The sequence below is a fragment of the Pseudomonas sihuiensis genome (genome assembly GCF_900106015.1).
Taxonomy (GTDB): Bacteria; Pseudomonadota; Gammaproteobacteria; order Pseudomonadales; family Pseudomonadaceae; genus Aquipseudomonas; species Aquipseudomonas sihuiensis.
On the sequence record NZ_LT629797.1, the window covers coordinates 1,645,630 to 1,660,302 of the forward strand.

Here is a 14,673-nt window from a genome sequence, read left to right on the forward strand (position 1 = left end):
GCCGAGAACTTAACCCGGCGTCTGTTCACGCCTTTACAGCAGCATAGCGGCGGCCCAACCGAACGCCAGCAGCGGCAGGTTGTAGTGCAGGAAGGTGGGTACCACGCTGTCCCAGATGTGGTTGTGCTGACCGTCGGCGTTCAACCCCGAGGTTGGCCCGAGCGTCGAGTCCGAGGCAGGTGAACCCGCGTCACCCAAGGCACCGGCCGTGCCGACGATGCAGACGATGGCCAGCGGGCTGAAACCCAGTTGCACGCCCAGCGGCACGAAGATCGCGGCGATGATCGGGATGGTCGAGAAGGAAGAGCCAATGCCCATGGTCACCAGCAGCCCGACCAGCAGCATCAGCAGCGCGCCAACGGCCTTGTTGTGGCCAATCAGGGCTGCAGAGCTATCGACCAGCGTCTTGACCTCACCGGTGGTCTTCATCACCTCGGCGAAACCTGCAGCGGCGATCATGATGAAGCCGATCATGGCCATCATCTTCATGCCCTCGGTAAACAGGCCGTCCGCTTCTTTCCAGCGCACCACGCCGGACACCGAGAAAATCACGAAACCGACCAGCGCACCGATGATCATCGAGTCCAGCCACAGCTGCACGACGAACGCCGCGGCGATGGCCAGCCCTGCCACCAGCAGGCTCAACGGGTTGTACTGCACGTCCACGCGCTCGGCCTGCGCGACCTTTTCCAGGTCATATACGCGCTTGCCGCGATAGCTGAACAGCACCGCCACGAGCAGACCGAAGAGCATGCCCAGTGCCGGAATGGCCATGGCCTGGGTGATGCTGATGCCCGTGACGTCGACACCAGACTTGGCGACATTGGCCAGCAGGATGTCGTTGAGGAAGATGCCGCCAAAACCCACCGGCAGGAACATGTACGGCGTGATCAGACCGAAGGTCAGCACGCAGGCGATCAAGCGACGGTCCAGTTGCAACTTGCTCAATACATAGAGCAGCGGCGGTACCAGCAACGGAATGAAGGCGATGTGAATCGGCAGCAGGTTCTGCGAGGAGATCGCCACCGCCAGCAGCAGCCCGATCAGCAGCCACTTCAGCGCACCACCGGCGCCTTCCTGCTGCTTGCCGACCAGCGCCAGAGCCTTGTCCGCCAGGGCGTGGGCCAGGCCCGCCTTGGCAATGGCAACGGCGAAAGCGCCCAGTAGCGCGTAAGACAGGGCAACGGTCGCCCCACCACCGAGCCCCTGGTTGAACGCCTTCAGCGTGCCCTCGACGCCCAGCCCACCCAGCAGCCCACCGGCCAGCGCACCAATGATCAGCGCCACGACCACGTGTACGCGACAGAGACTGAGGACCAGCATGATGCCGACCGCAGCGATTACAGCGTTCATAAAGCACTCCACCTGCACGGCGCAAAAAGCCGCGTACTCTGCCGTAAGCGAGCCACACCTGTCAAAACGCATGCTCGTTCATTATTTAAATCGAAACGTGCATAATTCCGACCACACACGTATCGATCAAGAATACGGGCCGCACACCGATAACCCTGTTAGTCCATGTAGAAAGGAACGCACCATGCTGTTCAGCCGTCTTTCGATCCAATGGAAGATCACCCTGCTCGCCGGCCTGTGCCTGCTCGCCATCGTCACCTTGCTGGTGGGTGCCTCGCAGTATCAGTCCAGCCGCAGCGCCAGCCTGGTGCGCGACGCAAGCTCTGCCATGCTGGAAGAGAGCGCGACACTGCGCCTGAAGGCGCGCAGTGAATTACAGGCGATTCGCATCCAGCGTTACTTCATGGACGCCTACCAGTACGGCAAGGGGTTTTCCCGGCAGATCCTGTTTCTGCGCGAGCAGGCTGAGAAGCGCTTTCTCGATGCCTTCGACCTGCGTGAGGACCTGACCCGCCAGGTGCGCAGCAGCCTGGAAGCCAACCCCACCCTGCTCGGCCTGTACCTGGTGTTCGAACCCAACGCTCTGGACGGCAAGGACGAGCTGTTCGCCGACCAGCCCGACCTGGGCAGCAATGACGCAGGGCGCTTCGCGCTGTACTGGGCACAACCCACGATCGGCAAGCTGGAAGCCGAGGCCATGACCGAAGAATTGCTCGGCGACACCACGCCGGGTGACAACGGCGTGGCCTACAACGCCTGGTACACCTGCCCGCGCGAGACCCGTCAGCCCTGCGTACTGGAGCCTTATTACGACGAGGTCGGCGGGCAGAAGACGCTGATGACCAGCATCGCCTTCCCGCTGGAACTAGACGGCAAGATCATCGGCGTGATGGGCGTCGATATCAGCCTGGCCAACCTGCAACAGATCAGCCAGGAGGCCAATCGCGAGCTGTATGACGGCCAGGGCCATATCAGCATCTTCAGCCCCAGCGCCCTGCTGGCGGGCCACAGCCGCGACGGCAGCCTGCTGAGCCAGCCGGTCGAACGCGCCTTTCCCGAAAACGCCAGCGAACTGCGCGGCCTGATCCAGAGCGGCAGCGATGCCGAGCTGCATCACGGTGACATGCTCCGCGAGATCAGCCCGTTCAAACCCATCCCCGAGTCAAAGCCCTGGTCAGTGCTGCTCGAAGTACCTCAGAACGTACTGCTCGAGCGTGCCATCACGCTGGGCGCACAGCTCGATGCCAACCGTGCCAGCGACAGCCTGGTCGCGCTGCTGATGGGGCTTGTCGCGGTGATCGCCGGCCTGCTGCTGATGTGGCTGACGGCACGCGGCGTAACGCGGCCGATTCTCGGCGTGGCCGCCATGCTCAAGGATATCGCCAGCGGCGAAGGCGACCTGACCCGCCGCCTGCAATACGCCCGGCAGGATGAGCTGGGCGAGTTGGCTGGCTGGTTCAACCGCTTCCTCGACAAGCTGCAGCCCATCATCGCCGACGTGAAGAACAGCGTGATCGACGCCCGCAGCACGGCCGATCAGTCCGCAGCCATCGCCAGCCAGACCAGCGCCGGCATGCAGCAGCAGTACCGCGAGGTTGACCAGGTGGCGACCGCCTTCCAGGAAATGAGCGCCACCGCCCAGGATGTCGCCCACAACGCCGCGCAGGCCGCAGAAGCCGCGCGCAATGCCGACCAGGCCAGCCGCGAAGGCCTGCAGGTGATCGACCACACCACCAGCACCATCGACCTGCTGGCCAATGAAATGAACGTGGCCATGCAGGAAGTCGAAGGCCTGGCCAACAGCAGCGAGCAGATCGGCTCGGTGCTGGAGGTGATTCGCTCGATTGCCGAGCAGACCAACCTGCTCGCCCTCAACGCCGCCATCGAGGCCGCGCGAGCGGGCGAAGCCGGTCGCGGCTTTGCCGTGGTCGCCGACGAAGTGCGCAACCTGGCCAAGCGCACCCAGGATTCGGTGGAGGAAATCCGCCAGGTGATCGAAGGCCTGCAGAACGGCACGCGCGAGGTGGTCAGCACCATGCACAGCAGCCATCGCCAGGCCCAGGGCAGCGTCGAGCAGGTGCAGCAGGCCGTGGCCGCGCTGCAGCATATCAGCCAGGCGGTCAGCACCATTACCGACATGAACCTGCAGATCGCCAGCGCGGCGGAGGAGCAGAGTTCGGTGGCCGAGGAGATCAACCGCAACGTTGCCTCGATTCGCGACGTCACCGAGGCCATCACCGCACAGGCCGACGAGTCGGCGCAGGTGAGCCAGAACCTCAATCGCCTGGCCAATCACCAGCAGAGCCTGATGGATCAGTTCCGCGTGTAACCTCAGATAGGGTGCACCGCGCGCACCTCAAATCCGGGCCGCGCACAGGTGGACATGACGCCAAATCATCCTCGATCTGGCGGCGCTTCCCTTGCGGCGCAGGCAGGCAATCGCCTAGCCTGCGTTCTTTTTTCGGGGGGAAGCAGCATGCTCAATATCGCCTTGGTCGCCGGCTCCAGCCGCAACAACAGCCAATCGGGAAAGGTCGCTCGCGTGCTGCGTCAGCGCCTGATCGAGATGGGGCAAACCACTCAGGACACCAGCAGCATCATCGATCTGGGCCTGGCGCCGCTGCCACTTTGGCCTGCTGAAGATGCCGGCCCCTGGTCCATGTATCAGCAGCAACTGGCCGCCGCCGATGCGGTGGTGATCATCGCGCCGGAGTGGAACGGCATGGCCTGCCCGGCGATCAAGAATTTCTTCATCTACGCCAGCAAGGCCGAACTGGCGCACAAGCCAGGCCTGCTGGTTGGCGTTTCCTCGGGAATTGGTGGCGCCTACCCCATCAGCGAGCTGCGCGCCTCCAGCTACAAGAACTGCCGCCTGTGCTACCTGCCGGAGCACCTGATCGTGCGTCAGGTCGAGAAGGTATTGAACGGTCCGCAGGCGGTGGACGAAGCCGATGAGCGCATCCGCGCCCGCATCGATTACGCGCTCGATGTACTGGTGCGTTACGCCCACGCCCTGCAGCCGGTACGCGCCGCCATCAGCTTCGACAACTCGGCCTTCGCCAACGGTATGTAAGGGATCCGTAGGGTGGATTAGCGGCGCTGAACGCAGCGTTTGCAGACGCCAGCGAACATGCTGCGCCGCGTAGCCTACCAGACGATGGTGTGACCGGCGTGAGCCTGAGGCTCAACGCCGTGGCAGACTGACCACCACTCGCAGCCCGCCCAGCGGGCTGTCCTGCAGCTCGATACGGCCATGCCAGGCCTCGATGATGTCGCGCACGATACCGAGGCCCAGGCCGTGCCCCGCCACCTGTTCGTCCAGACGAGTGCCGCGGCCCAGCACGGCCTCGCGGCGCTCGGCATCGATGCCGGGGCCATCGTCATCGACAGACAGGCGATAGCCATCGGCACTCTCCTCCACCGTCAACTGCACGCGCTGATCGGCCCATTTGCAGGCGTTGTCCAAGAGATTGCCGAGCAGCTCCAGCAAGTCTTCACGATCACGCGGCAGCACCAGGCCTGGCGGCGCTTGCCAGTCCAGACTCAGGCCGCGGTCATGAATCATCGACAAGGTGGCGAACAGCCCCGGCAGCTCCTGCGCGCAATCGAAGCGCGCCCCCGGCAACACCTCGCCAGCCAGACGCGCACGCCCCAGCTCGCGGCTGAGACGCTGCTCGATCTGCTCCAACTGTTCACGCAGGCTCGCGCGCAGGGCCGGATGAGCCGCCAACTCCTCGCGACCTGCCAGACTGATCAACACGGCCAGCGGCGTTTTCAGCGCATGGCCAAGATTGCCCAATGCATTGCGCGAGCGCTTGAGGGTGTCCTCGGTATGCGCCAACAGGTGGTTGATCTGTGCGACCAGAGGCTCCAGCTCCTCGGGCACCTCGGCATCCAGATCGGTACGTCGACCCTGCTGCAGTTGCGCGATCTGCTGACGCACCTGTTCCAGTGGGCGCAGAGCACGGCGAACGGTGTAGCGCTGGGCAACAAGGATCAGCAGCAGCGCAGCGCCTCCCAGGCCCAAACCCACCCACTGCATGCGGCGAAAACTCTGCAGTATCGGCTGGTAATCCTGCGCCACGCTGATCGACAGATTCTCGCCATAGCGGCGGTAGTCGGCGCGGTAGATAAGCAGCAACTGGCCTTGCGGGCCGTCGCCCAGCTCGGCCTGCATGCCAATGCCATTGGGCTTGAGCAGTTCACGATCCCACAGCGAGCGCGAACGCCAGCTGCGATCGGAAAAATCGATGCGAAAGTAATGCCCCGAGAATTGCCGCTGGAACGAGGGATCGAGACGCCGCTCATCCAGTTGCAAACCAGCCGGACCACGGACCAGAGCAGCCAACAGGCCTTGCGCCTCGTCACGCAAATCCTCTTCCAGATAAGCGCGCAGGCCACGGTCGAATACCCAGAGGCTGGCCTGCGCCAGAACCAGTCCGACCAGTAGCAGCGTCGCGGCCAGGCCAATACCGAGCCGACGCTGAATGGACCTCAACCCTGCTCTCCGGTAAAGCGGTAACCTTGCCCGCGGCGGGTCTCGATCACGTTGCGCCCGAGCTTGCCGCGCAGGCGGTTGACGTGCACTTCGATGACGTTGGAATCACGCTCGGTCTCGCCGTCATAGAGATGGTCGGCGAGATGGCTCTTGGAGAGAATCTGCCCGGGATGCAGCATGAAGTAGCGCAGCAGACGAAACTCGGCGGCCGTCAGATCGATGGCCTCGCCGCCCGAGGTCACGCACTGGCGGCTCTCGTCCAGTTGCAGGCCGGCGGCCTCCAGTTGCGGCTGGTTGGCCAGGCCATGGGCACGACGCAATAGCGCCTGGATGCGCAGGGCCAGCTCCTCGGGATGGAAGGGTTTGGTCAGGTAGTCGTCGGCGCCGGCCTTCAACCCTTCGATGCGCTCGGCCCACGAACCTCGCGCAGTCAGCACCAGCACCGGTGTAGCCAGTCCGCCGGCACGCCACTCCTGCAGCACCTCGAGCCCCGGCTTGCCTGGCAGGCCAAGGTCGAGAATGATCAGGTCATAAGGCTCGCTGGCGCCCTGATAGGCCGCATCACGACCATCGGCCAACCAGTCCACGGCATAGCCCTGGCGAGTCAGGCTGGCGGTCAGCTCATCGGCCAGGGGTACATGGTCTTCCACCAGCAACAGGCGCATCAGTCGTCTTCCTCATCCTTCAGAATATTGCCGTTGCGGGCATCCAGTTCGAGCTCACGCACCACGCCGGATGTGGTCAGAATCTCGACTTCATAGACCAGCACGCCATCCTCTTCCTCCAGCTCCGCTTCGAGCAAAGTGGAACCGGGGTAGGCATTGCCGATGTGCTGCATCAGTTGCTCGAAGGGCATGATGACACCCTCACGCCGCAGGCGCAGCGCCTCATCCTGGTCGAGATCGCGCGCAATCCCCGGCACACTGGCGAGACCGCATGCCAGAACCAGCAACAGCGCGGTGGTACGTCGAAACTTCATCAATCGTCCTGGTGGTTCTTGAGAATTTCCCCGGTGCTGGCATCCAGCTCCAGGTCCCACTGCACGCCCTGGGTATCGCGCAGCTCGATCTGATAGATATAGCGACCGTATTCGTCTTCCAGCTCGGTTTCTTCGATGCGCGCACCTGGATGCTGGGCCAGTGCCGCTTCATTGAGCTGTTCGAAGGATTTGATGGTCCCGGCATCACGCAGACGCAGGGCCTCGTCCGGGCCGAGATCACGCGCCTGGGCAATGGTAGCGGCGCTGACGAGGGTGGCAAGTGTTGCGAGGCTGATCAATCGTTTCATGGGGTTCTCCAGCAGTGAATCAGTGACTGCCACTCTAGGCCCAGGCACTTAATTCAAGCTGAATTCACTCACGTCATTCACCGCATGAAGTAGCTTGGCCTGCTCACTCAGCCCTCTATAATCGCCTGCTGCGAAAGGAGGCACCGATGAGCGCGATCCATATCAAACCCCCTGCCCTGACACTCAAGGCCGGCCCCAGGGCCTTGGCGCGCATTCGCCAGAATGGCCTGAGCCCGGCGGATGTGGGCATCCTGCCTGGCGCGGCAGGCGGGCCCAAGGGCATCGGCATTCAAGGCCTGGATCTGGCGCTGTTTGGTGACTGGTTGCTTCGCGCGCCGCGTGAACGCGCGCTGATCGGCGCTTCCATTGGCTCTTGGCGCTTCGCCAGTGCCTGCCTGCCCGATCCGGCAGCGGGGATTCGACGACTCGGTGAGCTGTACACCTCTCAACGCTTCGCCAAGGGCGTGAGCATGGCTCAGGTGTCGGGCAGTTGCCGGCAGATGCTCAACGAGCTGCTCGCCGATCAGGATGCCGCCATCATCGCCAACCCGCACTACCGTCTGCACATTGTCGTAGTGAAGAGCCACGGCCTGCTGCAACACGATCATCGCGGCAAACTCAGCCTCGGCCTGTCATCGGTCATCGGCAACAACTTCCTCGCTCGCCAGCGCCTTAGCCGCCATTTCGACCGGGTGATCCTCCATGATGCACGGCAGGTGCCGCCCCTGGCTCAGTTGAGCGACTTCCGTTCGCACTTCCATGCGCTGACCTCGGAGAACCTGCGCCACGCCCTGCTGGCTTCGGGCTCGATCCCCATGGTGATGGAGGCGATTCGTGAGATCCCGGGCCTGGAACCGGGTGCCTATCGCGATGGCGGCCTGCTCGACTATCACCTCGACCTGCCCTACAACGGCGAAGATATCGTGCTCTATCCGCACTTTACCGACCGGGTGATACCGGGCTGGTTCGACAAGAGCATGCCATGGCGCCGTGGCGACCGCACGCGCTTGCAGGACGTACTGCTGCTGGCACCATCACGCGCCTACCTGGCGCGCCTGCCACACGGCAAACTTCCGGATCGTACCGACTTCAAGCGTTACCTGGGCAATGATGAAGGACGTGAACGCTATTGGCGACAGGCCATGGCCGAGAGCGCGCGGCTCGGCGACGAATTTCTCGAACTGGTCGAAAGCGGCCGCCTGGCCGAACGCCTGCAACCCCTCTGATTGATCCGGTCAACCTTTTGAGCGGACGTGATTAGGCGGCAATCGGGTCAGACCTGATAAACTGTGTCGCTCAACGCCAATCAGGCGGAATCATTTACGCGAGCGCTGTTCAGTGGAATTGTTCAAAGAGTTCATCTTCGAGGCGGCCCATCGCCTGCCACACGTACCGGAAGGCCACAAATGCGGCCGCCTGCACGGCCACTCCTTCCGAGTCGCCATTTATATCGAAGGTGAAGTCGATCCCTATACCGGTTGGATTCGTGACTTCTCCGAGATCAAGGCGATCTTCAAACCGATCTACGAGCAGCTCGACCACAACTACCTGAACGACATCCCCGGTTTGGAAAACCCAACCAGCGAAGTGCTGGCCAAGTGGATCTGGCAACAGGTCAAGCCACTGCTGCCGGAGCTGTCGCGCGTACGCATCCACGAGACCTGCACCAGCGGCTGCGAATATCGCGGCGATTGATCAGCGCCCAGAAACAGCAAAGGCCACCTTCAAGGTGGCCTTTTTATTGATGCCGACAAAGCACCGCAATCCCACACGCACCGGTGTGACCGCACCATTGGCGGTGCGCACAGTGCACTGCGAAGTTGTAGGAGCGAGCTCTGCTCGCGAAGCGTCAGCGGATCAACCGCAGGGTGCGCCATGCGCACCTTTGTAACCGCGTCCTTGTCGGTGCGCGCAGCGCCCCCTACGCGCTTGCAGGAACGACTTCTGCCGCGAAGTTTTCCGCGCTGCAAAGAAGAAACCCCAGACCGCTTGCGCGATCTGGGGTTTCGTATAGGAGCTTGACGATGACCTACTCTCACATGGTGAAGCACCACACTACCATCGGCGATGCGTCGTTTCACTACTGAGTTCGGGATGGGATCAGGTGGTTCCAACGCTCTATGGTCGTCAAGCAATTCGGTTGGGATCTCGCGGTTAGGCGCTATCCCTTGGATACGTGATAGATGATTTGTAGTTCTTGCAAATTTTCGGCTTTCTGTCGACTTCACCATCGACACCCTCTGTCTCCGGCTTATGCCTTCGCAGATTGTTTGGGTGTTATATGGTCAAGCCTCACGGGCAATTAGTATGGGTTAGCTCAACGCCTCACAGCGCTTACACACCCCACCTATCAACGTCGTAGTCTTCGACGGCCCTTCAGGGAGCTCAAGGCTCCAGTGAGATCTCATCTTGAGGCAAGTTTCCCGCTTAGATGCTTTCAGCGGTTATCTTTTCCGAACATAGCTACCCGGCAATGCCACTGGCGTGACAACCGGAACACCAGAGGTTCGTCCAACCCGGTCCTCTCGTACTAAGGTCAGCCCCTCTCAAATCTCAAACGTCCACGGCAGATAGGGACCGAACTGTCTCACGACGTTCTAAACCCAGCTCGCGTACCACTTTAAATGGCGAACAGCCATACCCTTGGGACCGGCTTCAGCCCCAGGATGTGATGAGCCGACATCGAGGTGCCAAACACCGCCGTCGATATGAACTCTTGGGCGGTATCAGCCTGTTATCCCCGGAGTACCTTTTATCCGTTGAGCGATGGCCCTTCCATACAGAACCACCGGATCACTAAGACCTACTTTCGTACCTGCTCGACGTGTCTGTCTCGCAGTCAAGCGCGCTTTTGCCTTTATACTCTACGACCGATTTCCGACCGGTCTGAGCGCACCTTCGTACTCCTCCGTTACTCTTTGGGAGGAGACCGCCCCAGTCAAACTACCCACCATACACTGTCCTCGATCCGGATAACGGACCAGAGTTAGAACCTCAAGGTTGCCAGGGTGGTATTTCAAGGTTGGCTCCATGAGAACTGGCGTCCCCACTTCAAAGCCTCCCACCTATCCTACACAAGCAAGCTCAAAGTCCAGTGCAAAGCTATAGTAAAGGTTCACGGGGTCTTTCCGTCTAGCCGCGGATACACTGCATCTTCACAGCGATTTCAATTTCACTGAGTCTCGGGTGGAGACAGCGCCGCCATCGTTACGCCATTCGTGCAGGTCGGAACTTACCCGACAAGGAATTTCGCTACCTTAGGACCGTTATAGTTACGGCCGCCGTTTACCGGGGCTTCGATCAAGAGCTTCGCTTGCGCTAACCCCATCAATTAACCTTCCGGCACCGGGCAGGCGTCACACCCTATACGTCCACTTTCGTGTTTGCAGAGTGCTGTGTTTTTAATAAACAGTCGCAGCGGCCTGGTATCTTCGACCGGCATGGGCTTACGTAGTAAATACTTCACCCTCACCGGCGCACCTTCTCCCGAAGTTACGGTGCCATTTTGCCTAGTTCCTTCACCCGAGTTCTCTCAAGCGCCTTGGTATTCTCTACCTAACCACCTGTGTCGGTTTGGGGTACGGTTCCTAGTTACCTGAAGCTTAGAAGCTTTTCCTGGAAGCATGGCATCAACCACTTCGCATTCTAAAAGAACGCTCGTCATCAGCTCTCGGCCTTGATCTCCCGGATTTACCTAAGAAACCAGCCTACCACCTTAAACACGGACAACCAACGCCGTGCTGGCCTAGCCTTCTCCGTCCCTCCATCGCAGTAACTAGAAGTACGGGAATATTAACCCGTTTCCCATCGACTACGCATTTCTGCCTCGCCTTAGGGGCCGACTAACCCTGCGTCGATTAACGTTGCGCAGGAAACCTTGGTCTTTCGGCGTGCGAGTTTTTCACTCGCATTGTCGTTACTCATGTCAGCATTCGCACTTCTGATACCTCCAGCAAGCTTCTCAACTCACCTTCACAGGCTTACAGAACGCTCCTCTACCGCTCATCCAAAGGATGAACCCGTAGCTTCGGTGTATGGTTTGAGCCCCGTTACATCTTCCGCGCAGGCCGACTCGACTAGTGAGCTATTACGCTTTCTTTAAAGGATGGCTGCTTCTAAGCCAACCTCCTAGCTGTCTAAGCCTTCCCACATCGTTTCCCACTTAACCATAACTTTGGGACCTTAGCTGACGGTCTGGGTTGTTTCCCTTTTCACGACGGACGTTAGCACCCGCCGTGTGTCTCCCGTGCTGACACTTGCTGGTATTCGGAGTTTGCATCGGTTTGGTAAGTCGGGATGACCCCCTAGCCGAAACAGTGCTCTACCCCCAGCAGTGATACACGAGGCGCTACCTAAATAGCTTTCGAGGAGAACCAGCTATCTCCGAGCTTGATTAGCCTTTCACTCCGATCCACAGGTCATCCGCTAACTTTTCAACGGTAGTCGGTTCGGTCCTCCAGTCAGTGTTACCTAACCTTCAACCTGCCCATGGATAGATCGCCCGGTTTCGGGTCTATACCCAGCGACTAAAGCGCCCTATTAAGACTCGCTTTCGCTACGCCTCCCCTATTCGGTTAAGCTCGCCACTGAATATAAGTCGCTGACCCATTATACAAAAGGTACGCAGTCACCCAACAACGTGGGCTCCCACTGCTTGTACGCATACGGTTTCAGGTTCTATTTCACTCCCCTCTCCGGGGTTCTTTTCGCCTTTCCCTCACGGTACTGGTTCACTATCGGTCAGTCAGTAGTATTTAGCCTTGGAGGATGGTCCCCCCATGTTCAGACAAGGTTTCTCGTGCCCCGTCCTACTCGATTTCATTGATAAGAGCGTTTCGTGTACGGGGCTATCACCCACTACGGCGGCACTTTCCAGAGCCTTCCACTACACTCAAACCAACTTAAGGGCTAGTCCCCGTTCGCTCGCCACTACTTAGGGAATCTCGGTTGATTTCTTTTCCTCAGGGTACTTAGATGTTTCAGTTCCCCTGGTTCGCCTCTTGCACCTATGGATTCAGTACAAGATACCTAGGTTATCCTAGGTGGGTTCCCCCATTCAGAGATCTCTGGATCACAGTCTGTTTGCCGACTCCCCAAAGCTTTTCGCAGGCTACCACGTCTTTCATCGCCTCTGACTGCCAAGGCATCCACCGTATGCGCTTCTTCACTTGACCATATAACCCCAAGCAATCTGGTTACTGTCTCAATCGTGAAGACGACATTCGCCGAAAATTTGCGTCTTGAGAACTACAAATTTTGCCTTGATTAACAACGTGCAGTGAAACACGCTGTTAGTCACTTCTATCACATATCCAAATTTTTAAAGAACGATTTTCTTACCGGTCAAAAGACCAGAAATCAGCACTCACCAGGTCTACCCTGAAGCGCTCATTTCTGAACTCTTTCCTTCACCGCAACGCGTAGAGAGTGGTGGAGCCAAGCGGGATCGAACCGCTGACCTCCTGCGTGCAAAGCAGGCGCTCTCCCAGCTGAGCTATGGCCCCGTAATCTTCTGCACCAAGCAATTGGTAGGTCTGGGCAGATTTGAACTGCCGACCTCACCCTTATCAGGGGTGCGCTCTAACCAACTGAGCTACAGACCTATAACAGGGTCGCGTTACAGCATCGTCTTCGACTATGAATCAAGCAATTCGTGTGGGAACTTATGAAGAAGCTGATGTCTTCGATTAAGGAGGTGATCCAGCCGCAGGTTCCCCTACGGCTACCTTGTTACGACTTCACCCCAGTCATGAATCACTCCGTGGTAACCGTCCCCCCGAAGGTTAGACTAGCTACTTCTGGAGCAACCCACTCCCATGGTGTGACGGGCGGTGTGTACAAGGCCCGGGAACGTATTCACCGTGACATTCTGATTCACGATTACTAGCGATTCCGACTTCACGCAGTCGAGTTGCAGACTGCGATCCGGACTACGATCGGTTTTATGGGATTAGCTCCACCTCGCGGCTTGGCAACCCTTTGTACCGACCATTGTAGCACGTGTGTAGCCCTGGCCGTAAGGGCCATGATGACTTGACGTCATCCCCACCTTCCTCCGGTTTGTCACCGGCAGTCTCCTTAGAGTGCCCACCCGAGGTGCTGGTAACTAAGGACAAGGGTTGCGCTCGTTACGGGACTTAACCCAACATCTCACGACACGAGCTGACGACAGCCATGCAGCACCTGTGTCTGAGTTCCCGAAGGCACCAATCCATCTCTGGAAAGTTCTCAGCATGTCAAGGCCAGGTAAGGTTCTTCGCGTTGCTTCGAATTAAACCACATGCTCCACCGCTTGTGCGGGCCCCCGTCAATTCATTTGAGTTTTAACCTTGCGGCCGTACTCCCCAGGCGGTCAACTTAATGCGTTAGCTGCGCCACTAAAATCTCAAGGATTCCAACGGCTAGTTGACATCGTTTACGGCGTGGACTACCAGGGTATCTAATCCTGTTTGCTCCCCACGCTTTCGCACCTCAGTGTCAGTATCAGTCCAGGTGGTCGCCTTCGCCACTGGTGTTCCTTCCTATATCTACGCATTTCACCGCTACACAGGAAATTCCACCACCCTCTACCGTACTCTAGCTCGCCAGTTTTGGATGCAGTTCCCAGGTTGAGCCCGGGGCTTTCACATCCAACTTAACGAACCACCTACGCGCGCTTTACGCCCAGTAATTCCGATTAACGCTTGCACCCTTCGTATTACCGCGGCTGCTGGCACGAAGTTAGCCGGTGCTTATTCTGTTGGTAACGTCAAAACTGCAGGGTATTAACCAGCAGCCCTTCCTCCCAACTTAAAGTGCTTTACAATCCGAAGACCTTCTTCACACACGCGGCATGGCTGGATCAGGCTTTCGCCCATTGTCCAATATTCCCCACTGCTGCCTCCCGTAGGAGTCTGGACCGTGTCTCAGTTCCAGTGTGACTGATCATCCTCTCAGACCAGTTACGGATCGTCGCCTTGGTGAGCCATTACCTCACCAACTAGCTAATCCGACCTAGGCTCATCTGATAGCGCAAGGCCCGAAGGTCCCCTGCTTTCTCCCGTAGGACGTACGCGGTATTAGCGTTCCTTTCGGAACGTTATCCCCCACTACCAGGCAGATTCCTAGGCATTACTCACCCGTCCGCCGCTAAATCAGGGAGCAAGCTCCTCTCATCCGCTCGACTTGCATGTGTTAGGCCTGCCGCCAGCGTTCAATCTGAGCCATGATCAAACTCTTCAGCTCAATACTGCTTGGGTTTTGAGAAAACCCTAAACTTGGCTCAGCAATCGCAAAACTTTCAAATTAATGAAAGGTAACTCTCGAATTAACGAGTGTTGCTTTGTGATGCTGATAATCAGTTGACTATCAGTCTTACCTCACAAGCACCCACACGAATTGCTTGATTCAGTTGTTAAAGAACAGTTGGTTAAGCCTTTCGTCTCAACCGAGGCGCGCATTCTACAGCAGCCCCTCTATCTGTCAAGCTGTTTTTCGATTTTGTTTCCGGAGAAACTTCTTTCTACTCAACCACTTGCGCTTTCGATCCGAACCTC

General features: G+C 58.8%; 8 protein-coding genes, 2 tRNA genes, 3 rRNA genes and 2 pseudogenes. 5 read left to right on the forward strand and 10 right to left on the reverse strand.

Annotated elements, in window-relative coordinates:
• Positions 1–33 precede the first annotated feature (33 nt).
• Positions 34–1,353, reverse strand: coding sequence for a Na+/H+ antiporter family protein (locus tag BLT86_RS07775; protein ID WP_055985928.1), 1,320 nt, complete (start codon positions 1,351–1,353; stop codon positions 34–36).
• Positions 1,354–1,756: 403 nt separating this feature from the next.
• On the opposite strand from BLT86_RS07775, the pseudogene BLT86_RS26420 reads away from it, so the two are divergent.
• From BLT86_RS26420 to BLT86_RS07785, 3 genes and pseudogenes are all read left to right on the forward strand, one after another.
• Positions 1,757–2,824, forward strand: a pseudogene (locus tag BLT86_RS26420) (PDC sensor domain-containing protein); the annotation flags it as partial.
• Positions 2,825–3,169: 345 nt separating this feature from the next.
• Positions 3,170–3,682 (forward strand): annotated as a pseudogene (locus BLT86_RS26425) (methyl-accepting chemotaxis protein); the annotation flags it as partial.
• 147 nt (positions 3,683–3,829) lie between these two features.
• Positions 3,830–4,426, forward strand: a complete 597-nt coding sequence (locus BLT86_RS07785; RefSeq protein ID WP_092375878.1) for an NADPH-dependent FMN reductase — start codon at positions 3,830–3,832, stop codon at positions 4,424–4,426.
• 111 nt (positions 4,427–4,537) lie between these two features.
• Here the strand turns inward: BLT86_RS07785 and BLT86_RS07790 are convergent, their stop codons facing one another.
• From BLT86_RS07790 to BLT86_RS07805, 4 genes are read right to left on the reverse strand one after another with little or no spacing between them, the layout of a single operon-like run.
• Complete coding sequence (locus BLT86_RS07790) at positions 4,538–5,851, reverse strand: ATP-binding protein (RefSeq protein WP_072426371.1); 1,314 nt, start codon at positions 5,849–5,851, stop codon at positions 4,538–4,540.
• On the reverse strand, positions 5,848–6,516 hold the full coding sequence (locus BLT86_RS07795) for a response regulator transcription factor (protein WP_024310251.1): 669 nt from the start codon (positions 6,514–6,516) through the stop codon (positions 5,848–5,850). Before BLT86_RS07795 ends, BLT86_RS07790 begins: the two co-directional genes overlap by 4 nt.
• Positions 6,516–6,830, reverse strand: coding sequence for a PepSY domain-containing protein (locus tag BLT86_RS07800; RefSeq protein WP_072426372.1), 315 nt, complete (start codon positions 6,828–6,830; stop codon positions 6,516–6,518). Before BLT86_RS07800 ends, BLT86_RS07795 begins: the two co-directional genes overlap by 1 nt.
• Positions 6,830–7,138 carry a PepSY domain-containing protein gene (locus BLT86_RS07805; protein ID WP_021488844.1) on the reverse strand — a complete coding sequence of 103 codons (309 nt, stop codon included), beginning with the start codon at positions 7,136–7,138 and terminating at the stop codon, positions 6,830–6,832. The genes BLT86_RS07800 and BLT86_RS07805 overlap by 1 nt, the downstream gene beginning before the upstream one ends.
• Positions 7,139–7,284: 146 nt before the next feature.
• On the opposite strand from BLT86_RS07805, the gene BLT86_RS07810 reads away from it, so the two are divergent.
• Positions 7,285–8,364 (forward strand): patatin-like phospholipase family protein, encoded by a 1,080-nt coding sequence (locus tag BLT86_RS07810; RefSeq protein WP_092375881.1) that lies wholly within the window; start codon positions 7,285–7,287, stop codon positions 8,362–8,364.
• A 112-nt stretch (positions 8,365–8,476) separates the two neighbouring features.
• Positions 8,477–8,833, forward strand: coding sequence for a 6-carboxytetrahydropterin synthase QueD (gene queD / locus BLT86_RS07815; RefSeq protein ID WP_003461315.1), 357 nt, complete (start codon positions 8,477–8,479; stop codon positions 8,831–8,833).
• A gap of 321 nt (positions 8,834–9,154) precedes the next feature.
• Here queD and rrf read toward each other — a convergent pair.
• The 5 genes from rrf to BLT86_RS07840 all read right to left on the reverse strand — a co-directional run bounded on the left by rrf (position 9,155) and on the right by BLT86_RS07840 (position 14,362).
• Positions 9,155–9,270 (reverse strand): 5S ribosomal RNA (gene rrf, locus BLT86_RS07820).
• Between the two features lie 149 nt (positions 9,271–9,419).
• Positions 9,420–12,312 (reverse strand): 23S ribosomal RNA (locus BLT86_RS07825).
• Positions 12,313–12,566: 254 nt separating this feature from the next.
• Positions 12,567–12,642 (reverse strand) — tRNA-Ala (locus tag BLT86_RS07830).
• Between the two features lie 22 nt (positions 12,643–12,664).
• Positions 12,665–12,741: transfer RNA gene (locus tag BLT86_RS07835), tRNA-Ile, on the reverse strand.
• Positions 12,742–12,826: 85 nt separating this feature from the next.
• A 16S ribosomal RNA gene (locus tag BLT86_RS07840) occupies positions 12,827–14,362 on the reverse strand.
• The 16S, 23S and 5S rRNA genes sit together here with 2 tRNA genes alongside, the layout of an rRNA operon.
• Between the last annotated feature and the right edge of the window lie 311 nt (positions 14,363–14,673).

Coding starts and splice junctions, on each gene's coding strand:
- BLT86_RS07775 (WP_055985928.1), bottom strand. CDS start 1,353: ATGAACGCTGTAATCGCTGCGGTCGGCATCATGCTGGTCCTCAGTCTC.
- BLT86_RS07785 (WP_092375878.1), top strand. CDS start 3,830: ATGCTCAATATCGCCTTGGTCGCCGGCTCCAGCCGCAACAACAGCCAA.
- BLT86_RS07795 (WP_024310251.1), bottom strand. CDS start 6,516: ATGCGCCTGTTGCTGGTGGAAGACCATGTACCCCTGGCCGATGAGCTG.
- BLT86_RS07800 (WP_072426372.1), bottom strand. CDS start 6,830: ATGAAGTTTCGACGTACCACCGCGCTGTTGCTGGTTCTGGCATGCGGT.
- BLT86_RS07805 (WP_021488844.1), bottom strand. CDS start 7,138: ATGAAACGATTGATCAGCCTCGCAACACTTGCCACCCTCGTCAGCGCC.
- BLT86_RS07810 (WP_092375881.1), top strand. CDS start 7,285: ATGAGCGCGATCCATATCAAACCCCCTGCCCTGACACTCAAGGCCGGC.